At 40.1% G+C, this 16434-nt stretch carries 16 protein-coding genes; 15 read left to right on the forward strand and 1 reads right to left on the reverse strand.

Annotated elements, in window-relative coordinates; all coding sequences use genetic code 11:
- The first annotated feature begins 88 nt into the window (after positions 1-88).
- The 15 genes from QFZ72_RS09370 to QFZ72_RS09440 all read left to right on the forward strand — a co-directional run bounded on the left by QFZ72_RS09370 (position 89) and on the right by QFZ72_RS09440 (position 15364).
- Positions 89-487, forward strand: a complete 399-nt coding sequence (locus tag QFZ72_RS09370; RefSeq protein WP_252201636.1) for a cytidine deaminase — start codon at positions 89-91, stop codon at positions 485-487.
- Entirely contained in the window at positions 480-1394 is a 915-nt protein-coding gene (era, locus tag QFZ72_RS09375) for a GTPase Era (RefSeq protein WP_223436780.1), read from the forward strand. The genes QFZ72_RS09370 and era overlap by 8 nt, the downstream gene beginning before the upstream one ends.
- A 111-nt stretch (positions 1395-1505) precedes the next feature.
- Complete coding sequence (locus tag QFZ72_RS09380; RefSeq protein WP_070875439.1) at positions 1506-1649, forward strand: YqzL family protein; 144 nt, start codon at positions 1506-1508, stop codon at positions 1647-1649.
- Positions 1650-1681: 32 nt separating this feature from the next.
- Complete coding sequence (recO, locus tag QFZ72_RS09385) at positions 1682-2437, forward strand: DNA repair protein RecO (protein WP_307432245.1); 756 nt, start codon at positions 1682-1684, stop codon at positions 2435-2437.
- 307 nt (positions 2438-2744) lie between these two features.
- Entirely contained in the window at positions 2745-3635 is an 891-nt protein-coding gene (gene glyQ, locus QFZ72_RS09390) for a glycine--tRNA ligase subunit alpha (protein ID WP_307432248.1), read from the forward strand.
- Complete coding sequence (glyS, locus tag QFZ72_RS09395) at positions 3628-5691, forward strand: glycine--tRNA ligase subunit beta (RefSeq protein WP_307432250.1); 2064 nt, start codon at positions 3628-3630, stop codon at positions 5689-5691. The genes glyQ and glyS overlap by 8 nt, the downstream gene beginning before the upstream one ends.
- A 341-nt stretch (positions 5692-6032) precedes the next feature.
- A complete protein-coding gene (ccpN, locus tag QFZ72_RS09400) occupies positions 6033-6671 on the forward strand; it encodes a transcriptional regulator CcpN (RefSeq protein ID WP_223436773.1) in 639 nt (212 codons plus the stop codon).
- A 19-nt stretch (positions 6672-6690) separates the two neighbouring features.
- On the forward strand, positions 6691-7503 hold the full coding sequence (locus QFZ72_RS09405) for a pyruvate, water dikinase regulatory protein (protein ID WP_307432254.1): 813 nt from the start codon (positions 6691-6693) through the stop codon (positions 7501-7503).
- A gap of 316 nt (positions 7504-7819) precedes the next feature.
- Positions 7820-8272, forward strand: a complete 453-nt coding sequence (locus QFZ72_RS09410) for a YaiI/YqxD family protein (RefSeq protein ID WP_307439682.1) — start codon at positions 7820-7822, stop codon at positions 8270-8272.
- 32 nt (positions 8273-8304) lie between these two features.
- On the forward strand, positions 8305-10110 hold the full coding sequence (gene dnaG / locus QFZ72_RS09415; RefSeq protein ID WP_307432257.1) for a DNA primase: 1806 nt from the start codon (positions 8305-8307) through the stop codon (positions 10108-10110).
- 117 nt (positions 10111-10227) lie between these two features.
- Positions 10228-11340, forward strand: a complete 1113-nt coding sequence (gene rpoD / locus QFZ72_RS09420; RefSeq protein WP_070875446.1) for an RNA polymerase sigma factor RpoD — start codon at positions 10228-10230, stop codon at positions 11338-11340.
- Between the two features lie 384 nt (positions 11341-11724).
- Positions 11725-12864, forward strand: coding sequence for an acyl-CoA dehydrogenase family protein (locus QFZ72_RS09425; RefSeq protein ID WP_307432260.1), 1140 nt, complete (start codon positions 11725-11727; stop codon positions 12862-12864).
- 175 nt (positions 12865-13039) lie between these two features.
- Entirely contained in the window at positions 13040-13402 is a 363-nt protein-coding gene (gene cccA / locus QFZ72_RS09430) for a cytochrome c550 (RefSeq protein WP_252201628.1), read from the forward strand.
- 130 nt (positions 13403-13532) lie between these two features.
- Positions 13533-14246, forward strand: coding sequence for a tRNA (adenine(22)-N(1))-methyltransferase (locus tag QFZ72_RS09435; RefSeq protein ID WP_307432263.1), 714 nt, complete (start codon positions 13533-13535; stop codon positions 14244-14246).
- Complete coding sequence (locus QFZ72_RS09440; protein ID WP_307432266.1) at positions 14243-15364, forward strand: Nif3-like dinuclear metal center hexameric protein; 1122 nt, start codon at positions 14243-14245, stop codon at positions 15362-15364. The genes QFZ72_RS09435 and QFZ72_RS09440 overlap by 4 nt, the downstream gene beginning before the upstream one ends.
- 43 nt (positions 15365-15407) lie before the next feature.
- Here the strand turns inward: QFZ72_RS09440 and QFZ72_RS09445 are convergent, their stop codons facing one another.
- Entirely contained in the window at positions 15408-16352 is a 945-nt protein-coding gene (locus tag QFZ72_RS09445) for a 4-hydroxy-3-methylbut-2-enyl diphosphate reductase (RefSeq protein ID WP_307432269.1), read from the reverse strand.
- Between the last annotated feature and the right edge of the window lie 82 nt (positions 16353-16434).

Here is a 16434-nt window from a genome sequence, read left to right on the forward strand (position 1 = left end):
TACATTTACGGCATCTGCGTGAAATTTCACCTCATTTTAGGTAAAATAGAAATACATGGTGTCGCCAAAACAGAAAGGGAGTAGAGCTTTGAACTCAGAACAACTCATCAAAGAAGCAAAAGCAGCACGCGAAATGGCATATGTTCCTTATTCCAAATTCCAGGTTGGGGCTGCTCTATTAACGAAAGACGGAAAAGTATACAGAGGCTGCAACATTGAAAACGCCTCATACGGCATGACAAATTGTGCTGAACGGACAGCGTTATTTAAAGCTGTTTCAGAAGGCGACAAAGAGTTTGCTGCCATCGCGATTGTTGCTGATACAGAGGGTCCTGTTTCACCGTGCGGAGCCTGCAGACAGGTGATTTCTGAACTTTGTCCGAAGGATATGAAGGTCATCCTGACAAATTTGAATGGTGAAGTAAAAGAATGGACAGTGGCAGATTTATTGCCCGGGGCATTTTCAGCGGAGGATCTTCATGAATAGAAATGAACCTGAATACAAATCCGGCTTTGTCTCCATCATTGGAAGACCAAATGTAGGGAAATCAACGTTCCTTAATCGGGTGATTGGCCAAAAGATTGCGATTATGAGTGACAAACCTCAGACTACACGCAATAAAATACAAGGCGTATATACAACAAATGAATCTCAAATTGTTTTTATAGATACACCAGGGATACACAAACCAAAGCACAAGCTCGGTGACTTCATGATGAAAGTGGCACAAAACACGTTAAAAGAAGTAGATGTTGTTTTGTTCATGATCAATGCCGAGGAAGGATACGGCCGCGGTGATGAATTTATCATTGAAAAACTGCAGCACACAAAAACACCTGTATTTCTGATCATCAATAAAATCGATCAGATTCATCCTGATCAATTGCTCCCATTAATTGATCAATATCGGGCTTATTATCCATTTAAAGAAATCATTCCAATCTCTGCGCTGCAGGGAAACAATGTCGATACGCTTCTTGAACAGATTGAATCCTATTTGCCTGCAGGTCCTCAATACTATCCTGCAGATCAAGTAACAGATCATCCTGAGAGATTTATTATCTCTGAATTGATCCGCGAGAAGGTGCTTCATTTAACCAGGGAAGAAATTCCTCATTCAGTTGCTGTTGTTATTGATGCTATTGAGAGACGGGACAATAACCAGTCTATTTATGTCAGCGCAACGGTCATTGTTGAACGTGATTCACAAAAAGGAATTGTCATCGGCAAGCAGGGGAAAATGCTGAAAGAAGTGGGACAGAGAGCCCGTGTCGACATTGAGGCGCTGCTTGGCACTAAAGTCTTTCTCGAGCTGTGGGTAAAAGTTCAAAAGGATTGGCGCAATAAGATGACTCAGCTTCGCGATTTCGGATTTAGAGAAGATGAATATTAAGCTTTTTAACAAAATTTGTTTAACATGAAACGAAGGATCTCAGGTCAAGATAACATTATAGAAATTGGATTATAGCTTGCTTGTCTTAACGACAGAAAGGTGGGGGTTTACATGTTGGATTTTACCTGGAAAGTCTTTATTCAAACAGGTAATATTGATACCTATCTTCTTTTTAAGGAACTGGAAAAAGATACTGGTGACGGACCCGATTCACAAGATCATGAGCTGGCGGAAGCTGACTTTCCAATTTCGTGATCTGACCGAATCCTTCTGGATGGTGAGAAAGATTGCTTCAAAAGTGTGAAGGCATTGTCATTAGAACAAATGATTACGGTGAAACAAATAAAATTGTGACAATCTATACCCGTGAACTTGGGAAGGTGGGGGTAATGGCTAGAGGGGCAAAAAAGCCTAATAGCCGGTTAACCTCTTCAACTCAGCTATTCACATACGGGTATTTCTTATTTCAGAAGTCTTCCGGACTAGGAGGGCTGCAGCAGGGCGAGACCATTTCTTCGATGAGGGGGATAAGGGAAGATATCTTTCTGACGGCATATGCTTCATATGCAGCAGAATTGCTTGATAAAAGCACAGAGCAAAATGAGCCTAATCCCTTTCTTTTTGAATTGTTCAGCCAGACCCTTCAGCTCCTGAACGAAGGAGTGGATCCTGATGTCCTGCTTTTTATTTTTGAGATGAAAATCGTGAATGTTCTTGGCTTATACCCGCAGCTTGATTCATGTGTAAACTGCAGCAGCAAGGATGGAACCTTTCATTTCTCGATAAGAGAAAACGGTTTTATCTGTCACAGATGCTTCGGGGCCGATCCGTACAGACTGCAGATTTCTCAGGCTACCGCTAAATTATTGCGTTTATTTTATTATTTTGATTTAGAAAGGCTGGGAAAAGTAACTGTAAAGTCTGAAACAAAAGCTGAGCTTAAATTGGTGATTGATTCCTATTACAGCGAATACTCAGGCATATTTCTAAAGTCAAAAAAATTTTTAGATCAGATGGAATCATTAAAAGGGAAACTGACATAAATTTATACATATTGACTTTATCTTCTGTTTCTATTATGATGCTTGTAAATTAATATGTTGCTGTGAAGGAAAAAAAGTATTTGCATTACGTTATGAAAAGCGACCTTAGGATAGTGCGAGCTAAGGGATAACCGGCAAAGAAAGGCGTTTCTTGAGCGACTTACCGGAAAGAGGCTGATGCATTTGATATGCATTGGCAATTAGGGTGGAACCGCGGGTTAACTCTCGTCCCTATGCTGCTATCAGACAGCATAGAGACGGGAGTTTTTTGTTATATTTAATTATTAGATATTTGGAGGTGCTTGGTTTGAATATTCAAGACATGATAGTAACATTGCAAAAACATTGGTCAGATCACGGCTGTATTTTAATGCAGGCCTATGATACTGAAAAAGGAGCAGGAACGATGAGTCCATACACGTTCCTGAAGGCAATAGGTCCTGAGCCGTGGAGAGTGGCTTATGTAGAACCATCCCGCCGTCCTGCTGATGGCCGCTACGGGGAAAACCCAAACCGCCTTTATCAGCATCATCAATTTCAGGTTATCATAAAGCCGTCTCCTGATAATATACAGGAATTGTATTTGGATTCATTAAAAGCTTTGGGCATTGATCCGCTGAAACATGATATCCGATTCGTTGAAGATAACTGGGAGAACCCTTCACTTGGCTGTGCGGGACTTGGCTGGGAAGTCTGGCTTGATGGAATGGAAATTACTCAGTTTACCTATTTTCAGCAAGTGGGCGGAATTGAGTGCAAACCCGTATCTGTTGAGATCACATATGGCATTGAACGCCTTGCTTCCTACATCCAGGATAAAGAAAATGTATTTGACTTGGAATGGACAGATGGATTCACCGTTCGTGATATTTTCTTGATGCCTGAATATGAGCATTCAAAATATACATTTGAAACGTCAAACGCTGATATGCTGTTTAATCTATTTTCGATCTATGAAAAAGAAGCGCATCGGCAAATGGACGAAGGACTCGTTCATCCTGCTTATGACTATGTTTTAAAATGCTCCCATACTTTTAACCTCCTTGATGCAAGAGGAGCCATTTCTGTAACAGAGAGAACAGGATACATTGGACGTGTAAGAAACTTAGCAAGAAAAGTGGCAAAAACGTTTTATGATGAAAGAGAAAAACTAGGATTTCCAATGCTGAAAAAAGAGGAGGCTAAAACAGATGAGTAAACATGATTTGCTGCTTGAACTCGGACTTGAGGAATTGCCTGCAAGATTTGTAACGGATGCAATGAATCAGCTTTCTCTAAAAGTAACGAACTGGCTGAAGGAGAAAAATATCTCTTTTGGTGAAGTAAATGTTTTTTCAACACCAAGAAGACTTGCGGTGCAAATAGAGGGTGTTGCTGCAAAACAAGAGGATATCGAGGAAGAAGCTAAGGGACCTGCCAAGAAAATCGCGCTTGATGGAGACGGAAACTGGTCAAAAGCTGCTGTCGGATTCTCAAGAGGCCAGGGAGCAAGTGTTGAGGATATTTTCTTTAAAGAAATTGGCGGCATTGAATATGCTCATGTCCATAAGTTCATAAAAGGAAAAGAAACGAAAGAGCTTTTAACAGATTTAAGTGAGATCATTACCGGCCTTACGTTTCCTAAAAATATGCGCTGGGGATCTCAGGACCTGAGATTTGCAAGACCGATAAAATGGATGATCGCCCTCTATGGCCAGGAAGTGATTCCTTTTAACATTACAGGCGTTCAAACAGGAAAAGAAACAAGAGGACACCGCTTTTTAGGCTCAGATCAAGTCATTGATCATCCATCTGCGTATGAAAAGGCTCTACTTTCACAGTTTGTCATTGCTTCTCCTGTAAAAAGAAAAGAAGCAATTCTAACTCAGCTGCATCATATTGAAGAAGAAAATAAGTGGAACATTCCAATCGACAAAGATTTATTAGAAGAAGTGACAAATCTGGTTGAGTATCCTACTGCTTTATTTGGAAAATTTGAAGAAGAGTATCTTTCACTACCGGAAGAAGTGCTTGTGACAACGATGAAAGAACATCAGCGTTATTTTCCGGTAAAAAATGCGGAAGGACAATTGCTTCCGTATTTTGTAACAGTCAGAAATGGTGACCACAATCATATTGAAAATGTGGCAAGAGGAAATGAAAAAGTCTTGCGCGCACGTCTGTCAGACGCAGCATTCTTTTACAATGAAGACCAAAAGCTTGTGATTTCAGATAACGTGAAAAAACTTGATAAAATTGTTTTCCATGAAGAGCTTGGATCTACTGGAGATAAAGTCAGAAGAATGATCACGCTGTCAAAAACTCTAGCTGAGCGATTTAACGTTTCCTCCGAAGAAAAAGTGCATGTCTTGCGAGCAGCTGAGATTTGCAAATTTGACCTTGTCACTCACATGGTTTATGAATTTCCTGAATTGCAGGGGATAATTGGTGAAAAGTACGCCAGAGCATTTGGTGAAGCAGAAGAAGTTGCTGCAGCTGTGAATGAGCACTACATGCCGCGGTATGCTGAAGATTCAGCACCGGCAACAAATGCAGGTGCGATAGTGGCGCTTGCAGATAAACTTGATACGATTGCAGGTTTCTTCTCAATCGGTGTCATTCCGACTGGTTCACAGGATCCCTACGCACTTAGACGCCAGGCGAGCGGGATTGTTCAAATCCTTTTAGCGAAAAAGTGGACAATTTCTTTAGAAGAATTATTTGACATTGCTCTTGCGCCTTTTAATGAAATTGATCAAAACAAAGTGAAAAATGAACTTCTCGCATTTTTCAAAATGAGAGTTAAGCATGTTCTTGATGAGATGAAAATCAGATACGATATTATTGATGCAGTGCTTGGCGCAGGCCAAATGGAACTGACAGCTATCCTGAACAAAGCAGCAGTTTTGGAGAATGCAGCTAAAGATGAAAGCTTTAAGGGCATTATGGAAGCTTTTGCGAGAGTTCAAAATATCTCGAAAAAAGCATCCGGTGAAGCTGTTAATCCTGAGCTCTTTAAAAATAAAGAGGAGCAGGAGCTGCATGATCAATATGTGCAGGTGAAAGAGGAGTATGAAGCACACGCAGCTGACGGTGAGTACAATTCTGCATTTGCATCCCTCCGAACATTGCAGCCAGTTATCCAATCGTATTTTAACGAAACGATGGTCATGGCTGAAGACGATGCTTTGAAAAATAATCGTCTTGCACAAATGAAAAAGCTTGCTTCATTGATAGAATCCTTTGCTAATATGGATGCTGTTATTGTAAAATGATAAAGTCAGACGGTTGCCTAAAAAAGGGCAATCGTCTGCTTCATTTTATAAAGATTGAATTTTAATAAGTAAAAATGATAGGCATTCTCTCGCGTCTAAACGGTCGGTTCCAGCTTCACCTCCGAGCCCCTCGGCCAGAACGGCTTCGCCAGAAAAGGCAAAAAGCGCCTTTTCTGTCGGATCCTTATCTGACTGTCGGGTCTAAGCGGTCGGTTCCGCATTTCTTTTTCCAAAGGTTCTTTTCAATCCGTCCAAATAGTATATAATATTTTTATATAGTATAACCTATTTAACCATCGGGAATTAGAACGCGGATACATATGTATTGGAACCTTAAGGCGGTGAGTACAATCGAACTTAATAAAAGGCAGGAACACATTCTGCAAATTGTAAAAGACAATGGACCGATTACTGGTGAACATATTGCCGATCAGCTGAATTTAACAAGAGCGACCCTTCGGCCTGATCTGGCTATATTGACTATGGCGGGGTATCTTGAAGCGAGGCCGAGGGTTGGGTATTTTTATACAGGCAAAACAGGAGCCGGACTTCTGTCAGATAAACTGAAAAAACTGCAGGTGAAAGATTTCCAGTCAATTCCGGTCGTGGTAAATGAGAATGTATCGGTTTATGATGCAATCGTTACGATGTTCTTGGAGGATGTCGGAACTTTATTTGTAGTGGATCAGGGGTCTATTCTCGTTGGAGTATTGTCCAGAAAAGATTTGCTCAGAGCAAGCATTGGAAAGCAGGAGCTTGCATCCATACCTGTGAATATTATCATGACAAGAATGCCGAACATTACAATGTGCAGGCGCGAGGATTACATCATGGATGTCGCGAAGTTTTTAATAAACAAGCAAATAGATGCCATTCCTGTCATTAAAGAGACGGAAAAAGGATTTGAAGTAACGGGCAGAATTACAAAAACAAATATGACGAAGATATTGGTCGGACTAGCGGAGAATGAAATCATCTAACTGGGGAGTGGGGAATGGTATGAACAATCGTCATGTCTATGTTGTATCAGATTCTGTAGGCGAAACAGCTGAACTGGTTATAAAAGCAGCTATCAGCCAATTTAATGGAAATGCAGCTGATACAAAAATTAAACGAATTCCTTACGTTGAAGATTTAGGCACAATTAAAGAAGTGGTGGCTCTGGCTAAATTGGAGCAGGCAATTGTGTGCTTTACACTTGTCGTTCCTGAGCTCAGACAGGGACTGATTGAAGAAGCAAATTCACAAGGTGTTGTCTATTATGATATCATCGGCCCGTTAATAGACAAAATGGAATCTGCTTATGGGATTAATGCAAAATATGAACCTGGAAGAGTCCGTAAACTTGATGAAGATTACTTCAAAAAGGTAGAGGCCATTGAGTTTGCTGTAAAATATGATGACGGCCGTGATCCTCGCGGCATCATGAAAGCAGACATTATACTTGTGGGAGTATCGAGAACATCTAAAACACCGCTGTCTCAGTATTTGGCTCATAAGCGCTTTAAGGTCGCGAATGTACCGATTGTTCCAGAAGTCGAACCTCCAGAGGAACTATATAAAGTTTCTCCCAAAAAATGCATCGGACTTAAAATCAGCCCTGATAAATTAAATGACATTAGAAAAGAAAGATTAATTTCACTTGGCCTTAATGATAAAGCTATTTATGCTAATATCGACAGAATCAAAGTGGAGCTTGAATACTTTGAAAAGGTTATTGATAAAATAGGCTGTCAGGTAATTGATGTATCTAATAAAGCAGTTGAGGAAACGGCAAACGTGATCCAAAATATCATGAATGGATATAACTGAAGATCAGCGCACTAATATTGAACTCAGAGAAACAAAAGCTCTGAGTTTTATATATGTCCTGAAATTAACAAATTAAGTTCATGAAAAAGAATGGAAAAATTAAAGACTTTGTATTATAATAAAAAATTGTGATAAAATTACTTATTTTAGGTTTAGACTTGACTAAGAACGAATAAACTATTTATTGTGATCTGTCAAGTGAAGTAGTGAAAAATAATTCGACAAATTCAGTCTTGTTTTCCTCGCGATCTTTTCTAAAAGGTTAAGAAGGATTCTATCGGAGTGATGTAGAATAGTGAAAGATGACGAAAAAAAGATGCAGATAATTGTCGATGCAGATGCCTGTCCTGTTAAAAAGGAAATCGCTGATCTAGCTGCCCATTATCAAATCAACGTCCTGTTTGTTGCGTCTTATAACCATAAAACATCAAATACATACGGATATGATTGGGTTTATGTGGACACCGGCAAAGAATCTGCTGATTTATACATCGTTAATCATTCTTATCGTCATGATCTGGTTGTGACGCAGGATATTGGTCTTGCAGGTCTGCTGCTGAAAAAAGGGGTTAGAGTCATGACACCCCGGGGTAAACAGTATACAGAAGAAAATATTGAGATGGCGCTTGAGTTCAGGTATCTTTCTGCGAAAGAACGCCGAGGCGGAAAGCATACAAAAGGCCCCAAAAAGTTTACCCAATCAGACAGAGACAGCTTTATTTTCACACTGGAAAAGATTTTGTCGAAAGATGCAGGAATTAGTGGTTAAATCGCGAATATTTGTATCACGGAGTTGTTGGTATGGGAAATCGAATTCCCGATGAAATAATCGATAAGATTCAGCAATCGGCAGACATCGTTGATGTTGTCAGTGAATATGTTCAATTGAAGAAGCAGGGAAGAAATCATTTTGGGCTATGCCCATTTCATGGCGAAAAATCACCATCGTTCTCCGTTTCACATGATAAGCAGATCTACCATTGCTTTGGATGTGGCGCCGGCGGGAACGTCTTTTCATTCTTGATGCAAATTGAAGGCTATTCATTTGTTGAAGCAGCTTCGGCACTCGCTGAAAAACTGCATATTGATCTTCCGGATCAGCTTAACGCAGTTCAGCCAAAAGATGCAAACAGCGATGATGAAAAAATGATCGAAGCACATGAACTGCTGAAGAAGTTTTATCATCATTTACTTGTAAACACAAAAGAAGGGCAAGCTGCCTTCGATTATTTAACAGCAAGAGGGTTTACCAAAGAAACAATTGAACAGTTCGAAATTGGCTATGCGCTTGATTCCTGGGATTTCGTCGCCAAGTTTTTGACAAAACGGGGTTACGATCCTCAGATGATGGAAAAAGCAGGTCTGCTTGTTAAGAAAAGCTCCTCTGATGGGTATCTGGACCGTTTTCGCAATCGGATTATGTTTCCTATCCTTGACCATACTGGCCGGACCATTGCATTTTCAGGTAGGGTGCTTGGAAAAGAACAGCCTAAATTCCTTAATAGTCCCGAAACACCTATTTTTAACAAAAGCAAAGTTCTTTATAATTTTCATCAAGCAAGAGTACATATACGAAAAAATCAGCAAGTTGTCTTATTTGAAGGTTTTGCAGATGTTATTTCTGCTGTACGTTCAGATGTGCAGCATTCGATTGCAACGATGGGAACATCACTGACAGAAGCTCAGGCAAAAATCATCAAAAGAAACGCCGGAGATGTTATAATCTGTTATGATTCTGATTCTGCAGGACTTGAAGCAACATTAAGAGCTTCTAAAACACTTGCTGCTGCCGGCTGCAAAATGAGAGTTGCCGCGCTGCCTGATGGAACAGACCCTGATGACTACATCCGAACATTCGGAGCAGAAAAGTTCAAAAAAGATGTAATAGGGGCAAGCATTACGTTAATGGCTTTTAAAATGCAGGTTTTCCGCAAAGGAAAAAATCTTCAAGATGAAGGACAAAGACTGCAGTATATAGAAGACATACTGAAAGAACTCAGCCTCCTTGAAAATCCAGTGGAAATCGAACTGTATTTAAAACAGCTGTCCGGAGAATTTTCATTATCGATGGATGTTCTGAAGAATCAAATCAAGGATAAAAGATCAGGCCAAAAGCCTGAACGGAAAAAGGAGCAGCAGAGCGCTCCTGTCCAGCATGTGATGAAACCTAAGCAAAGAAGGCTTCTCCCGGCATTTCATAATGCTGAAAGACTTCTTATAGCGCATATGCTGCGCAATAGGGACATTGCACAAAAAGTGCTTGACCGTATAGGACTTCAATTCAATATAGAAGAGCACAGAGCGATAATTACGTACTTATATGCTTATTACGAAGATGGAAATGAAGCAAATGTCAGCTCGTTTCTGAGAAAACTGCCTGACAATCAGCTTCATCAGTTTGTTTCAGATATAGCTATGCTCTCGGTAAACGAAGAAATATCTGAGCGGGAGCTGTCAGATTATATTAAACAGGTGTTGAATCACCAAAATTGGTTAATGATAAAAGAAAAAGAAGCTGAAAAGCATGAAGCAGAGCGTCAAAAGGATTTCGTCAAAGCTGCCAATATCGCCATGGAAGTCATAAGGCTTAAGCGCGATCTTAAATGAGGGCTGACGAATGACTTGCGCAACACGTAGAGATTCATTGAGGCTAATCGGTTTCATAAATCATTTAGCACATTCACATAAATCACTAATTGCAAGAGTTTGGAAGGAGGGGATCCAATGGCTGATAAACAAACCCATGATTCTGAATTGACATTGGAACAAGCAAAAGACCAATTAACTGAAATCGGAAAAAAACGTGGAGTTTTAACATACGAAGAGATTGCTGAGCGCATGTCTGGCTTCGAAATTGAATCAGACCAAATGGATGAGTATTATGAATACCTTGGCGAGCAGGGCGTTGAATTAGTTGGTGATAATGAATCGACTGATGATCCTAATATACAGCAGCTGGCGAAGGAAGAAGAATTTGATCTAAATGATTTAAGCGTGCCTCCAGGTGTTAAGATCAATGACCCTGTGCGTATGTATCTGAAAGAAATAGGCCGGGTAGATCTTTTAACTGCAGATGAAGAAATTAAGCTTGCAAACCGCATTGAAGAAGGCGATGAAGAAGCGAAGAGAAGACTCGCAGAAGCCAACCTTCGTCTTGTTGTAAGTATCGCTAAAAGATATGTCGGCCGTGGAATGCTGTTTTTGGATCTTATACAAGAAGGCAATATGGGCTTAATGAAAGCTGTAGAGAAGTTCGATTACCGCAAAGGATTTAAATTCAGTACCTATGCTACTTGGTGGATTCGCCAGGCTATAACAAGAGCCATAGCTGATCAGGCAAGAACCATTCGTATTCCGGTACACATGGTTGAGACAATAAATAAATTGATTCGTGTTCAGCGTCAGCTTCTTCAGGATTTAGGACGTGAACCATCTCCGGAAGAAATTGCAGAAGATATGGATTTAACTCCTGATAAAGTAAGAGAGATTCTAAAAATTGCACAAGAACCGGTATCTCTTGAAACGCCAATTGGTGAAGAAGATGATTCACATCTTGGAGATTTTATTGAGGATCAAGATGCAACTTCTCCTTCCGAACATGCTGCTTACGAGCTGTTAAAAGAACAGCTTGAAGATGTACTGGATACATTGACTGACCGTGAAGAAAACGTTCTGCGTCTTCGTTTCGGACTGGATGACGGCCGTACAAGAACACTTGAAGAAGTAGGGAAAGTGTTTGGCGTTACTAGAGAACGCATCCGTCAAATTGAAGCAAAGGCACTTCGTAAGCTGCGCCACCCAAGCAGAAGCAAACGATTAAAAGACTTTTTAGAATAGAAAGCGGACTTTAGTTCGCTTTTTTTTTGTTTATTTATTTTTTGACAGCGTTAACAACTAATTTCATATTACATCATCTTTTCATTTATTTTACTTAATTGTTATTTAATTTGCAAATCACCCTCATAAAATTTTACGCCTAACATAGCACCAAAAACTTCATTTCCTCTTCAAAATTTTATGCATAATTCCTTTTTTTTTTAGAAAAAACCTTGAAATTACTGACAAATACATAAGAATGTATTCAAAATAAAGGAAAGCTTTTTACAAAACAAAGTAGAACAAAAATATTTTTTCATTAAATAAAAAATTTAAAAAGTTGTGAAAACAGACCGTTTCACTTTATAATTTAATATGTAAGCGTATTCAAAACGGGGGGATAAAATGAATTTTGAACTATCACAAGAACAGCGCATGATTCAGAAAACCATTAAAGAATTTGCAGAAGAAGTTGTTGAACCAGGAGCTTATGAAAGAGATAAAACAAAGCAATTTCCAGCAGAAATTTTTCAGCAGCTTGGTGAAATGGGAATGCTTGGTCTGCCATTTTCAGAAGAATACGGCGGAAGCGGCGCAGATACGATCAGTTTCGCGATTGTTACGGAAGAACTAAGTAAAGCATGCGGTTCAACCGGCATTACATATTCAGCCCACATTTCATTAGGCGGAGCTCCGATTAATATGTTTGGTACAGAAGAGCAAAAAAGAAAGTATCTTTCAAAAATTTGCTCGGGAGAATCAATGGGTGCTTTTGGACTGACTGAGCCGAATGCAGGATCGGATGCAGGGGGCACCCTGACCGAAGCTGTAGAGAAGGATGGGCAGTTTACCATAAATGGAAATAAATGTTACATTACGAATGCATCTTATGCAAGGTTTCTGGCTCTGACGGCTATCACGGATCGCTCAGAAGGAAAAAAAGAGATAAGCGCCATTATTGTCCCAACTGATGCACCAGGGTTCAAAGTAATAGACAATTATGAAAAGATGGGACTGAATGCATCTAATACAACTGAATTGATTTTAGAAGATGTTGTCGTTCCAGCAGAGAATCTTCTTGGTAAAAAGGGGAATGGCTTCAGACAGTTCCTCATGACATTAGACGGAGGAAGAATAGGAATTGGTGCTATGGCAGTCGGAATAGCACAGGCAGCTTTTGAAAAAGCATTAGCTTACTCAAAAGAAAGAAAACAATTCGGAAAAACACTAAGTGAGTTCCAGGCTATTCAATTCAAGCTTGCAGATATGGCAATGAAAATCGATTTGGCACGTACAATGGTTTATAAAGCTGCCTGGTTAAAGGATCAGGGAAAGCCATATACGAAAGAAGCCTCTTTTTGCAAGCTGTTTGCATCCGAAATGTGTACAGAAGTGACAAATCAGGCCATTCAAATTCACGGCGGCTATGGCTATATGAAAGAATATCAAGTTGAACGATATCTGCGTGATGCTAAATTGCTTGAAATCGGCGAAGGCACAAGTGAAGTTCAGCGGATGGTCATTGCAAGACAGATTGGCTGCTGACGAAATAAAAAAGGAACTTCATCTTAATTGATGAGGTTTTTTTGACTAATTTTTGAAAAATAGCCCAACTTATACAATAAGTCTTTTACTTCCTCAAATTTTGAAGTAAAATAGAGATTGTTTAAATCTATCGTTTACCTGCATTTCAAGATTTTTACATAAGGGAGGTTACATAATGAATCGCAATCCACTTATTCCATTTGCTTTAGTTGCCGTAATCGGAATCGGCCTTATGTTTTTCCTATCTATTAAAGGGCTCGGCGATATGAAAGAAATGGCTGGAGAAGGTAAAGAGGAAGATAAATCGGAAGAAGTTGCAAACGCTTCACCAGAGGAAATCTACCAGCAAAGCTGTATTTCTTGTCATGGTGAGAATTACGAAGGCGGTGCTGGGCCTGCTCTTAAAGGAGTTGGGGACAGGCTCGGCGTTGACGGAATTAAAGAAACGATTAAAAATGGCCGGGGAAACATGCCTGCCGGTTTAGTTCCTGATGAAAAACTGGACGAGATGGCAGAATGGGTTTCTAAAGTCAAATAGTTCTTACCGAAAGAGTTAATATGAACCGTTCCTTTTGAGCGAAAAAGAAAAGTCCTTTGCATCTGCTGAGGACTTTTCTTATTATATAGAGAGATCAAATTAAAAGTACATAAGAATGTGGTGGTTTAAAATGAATGATGTTAATTTATCAAAAAGGCTGAAAACAGTAGCTGATTATATACCTAAGAATGCTGTTCTGGCAGACATCGGCTCAGATCATGCTTACTTGCCCTGCTATGCAATCTTAAACGGACTGGCAGCTTCAGCTGTTGCAGGTGAAGTAGTTCAGGGGCCGTTTCAGTCTGCAAAGAAGCAAGTCCAAAAAAGCGGACTGCAGGACGTCATATCCGTGCGGTTAGGAAGCGGGCTCGATGTCATTGATCCAAATGAAGCAACTTGCATCACGATTGCAGGAATGGGCGGGGCATTAATTGAAAAGATTCTGGAAGCTGGAAAGGAAAAATTAGCAGGAGTCAAGCGGCTGATTCTCCAGCCTAATATTCATGCACATCATGTAAGAAGATGGCTGCTAGAAAACGGCTGGGAACTGGTAAATGAAGAAATATTAGAGGAAGACGGCAAGATTTATGAGGTTCTTATTGCTGAAAAGGGCGAGGCTAAAGCTCCTTATCAGCATACTGCACTGCAAAAAGGTTTACTTGTGGGTCCTTTTTTGATGAAAGAAAAAACAAAACCGTTTATAAAAAAATGGACCCAGGAAATCGAGCATTTCAGAAGGATATTAACAAGTATAGAAAGTGCGGCAGTGAGCCCCGGGAATGAAGAGAAGAAGAGAGAGCTTCACGATTTGATTGCTATGCTTGAGGAGGTTATCAGAAAATGAGCAAAATACCTAACGGCTACGAAATCATCCAATTGTTTGAATCGTTTTCGAAAAAAGAATATGCCATGGAAGGCGATAAGATTGGCCTGCAAATTGGAACATTGAATAAACCGATTCATGGTGTACTGGTCGCACTCGATGTTCTCGATGAAGTAGTTGATGAAGCAATTGAAAAAAATGCGAATTTAATTATCGCCCATCATCCCCCAATATTCCGTCCTCTAAAAAATTTAGCAACGGATCAGCCGGGCGGTGCATTGCTTGAAAAATGCATTAAACATAATATTGCTGTATACGCGGCACATACCAACTTAGATGTCGCAGCCGGAGGAGTCAATGATTTACTTGCAGAGGCTCTCCAATTAACGGACACAGAGGTTCTCGCTGACACCTATCAGGAGGAAATGAAGAAGCTGGTTGTCTATGTACCTAAAGACCGCGCGGACGATATAAGGGCTGTTCTGGGACAATCAGGTGCAGGCCATATTGGAATGTACAGTCATTGCACTTTTTCATCAAATGGAACAGGAAGCTTTCTTCCTCTTGAGGGAACAGATCCTTATATAGGAGAATCTGGGAAAATTGAGTTTGTTGAAGAAGAAAGAATTGAAACGATCATTCCGGAAAACAAGCAGCGAAAGATTGTTTCAGCTATGCTAAAAGCTCATCCTTATGAGGAACCTGCATATGATATTTATCCAGTTGAAGGGCAGAGCAAAGCTTTAGGATTGGGACGCATAGGCTTGCTTGAGAATGACATGACATTGTCTGAATTTGCCCGGCATGTGAAAGAAGCGCTTGATGTTCCATGTGTAAGAATGGTAGGAAATAAGGATGCAAAGATACGGAGAGTTGCTGTGCTCGGAGGGGATGGAAATAAGTACATTCATCAGGCAAAGCGTAAGGGAGCTGATGTCTATGTTACCGGGGATCTTTATTATCACGTAGCGCATGATGCCATGATGATGGGCTTAAATGTGATTGATCCAGGTCACAATGTAGAGAAAGTCATGAAAAAAGGGGTAACAGATTTGCTTCTTTCTATGTGTGAAGAAAAGAAATTTGAAGTAAGTATTTTCCCTTCAGAGATTCATACAGATCCATTTACATTTGTTTAATTAATAAACCGCTGGTGTTGATCCCCAGCGGTTTTGTTTTTTTTTATTTGGCTGCTTTTACTTTAGGCAGGATTTTTTGAAGAGGAACATTATGTTCGATGTTCCATGTCAGGCTATTTTCCGGATCGTACTTTTCAAGGAATTGAATGACTTCTTTTGTAATCGGTGTAGGAGTTGAGGCTCCTGCAGTAATCGCGACTTTTTTTACACCTTCAAACCATTTTAGCTTTATTTCGCTTATATCTGATACTCTGTATGCTTTTGTTCCGGCAATTTCTTCAGAAACCTGTGCAAGACGGTTTGAATTGTTGCTCTTCGGATCTCCGACGACAATTGTCAGGTCAGCATCTTTTGCCTGCTCTGCAACAGCTTCCTGCCTTACTTGAGTAGCCAGACAGATTTCCTGATGATATTCTACATGAGGATACTTTTCTTTCACGCGCTCCATAATGTCATATACATCCCATTGACTCATTGTTGTCTGATTTGTGACGACAATTTTATCATTTTGGAAAGTAAGAGCATCAACATCTTCTTCTGTTTCTACTAAATGGACAATATCAGGTGCTACACCGACAGCTCCTTCAGGTTCTGGATGCGACTTTTTCCCGATGTAGATCACATGATAGCCCAAAGCTTTCTTTTCCCGGATTAAATCATGTGTCTTTGTAACATCAGGGCATGTTGCATCAAGAGTGACAAGGCCTTTTTCAGCAGCGATCTTCCTGACTTCGGGAGAAACTCCGTGAGCTGTATAAATAACGGTGCCGCTTTCTACTTTTTCCAATATTTCCATACGGTTGCTGCCATCCAAAGTAATAATACCTTCTTCTTCAAAAGCGTCTGTTACGTGTTTATTGTGAACAATCATGCCTAAAATATAGATAGGCCTTGGCAAAGTTTTATCTAAAGCGGCATTCTTTGCAATAACCATGGCATCAACAACACCATAGCAATATCCCCGCGGTGCAATCTTAATAACTTCCATTAAAGGATCCTCCTAGAGAGAAGTTCGAGAGAGAATATAAAAAAGCCAAAGAAAAAGGCTTTTGGCTCTCGTAATCTCTTAT

The sequence above is a fragment of the Bacillus sp. V2I10 genome, from assembly GCF_030817055.1.
In the GTDB taxonomy this organism is placed as follows: Bacteria; Bacillota; Bacilli; order Bacillales; family Bacillaceae; genus Bacillus_P.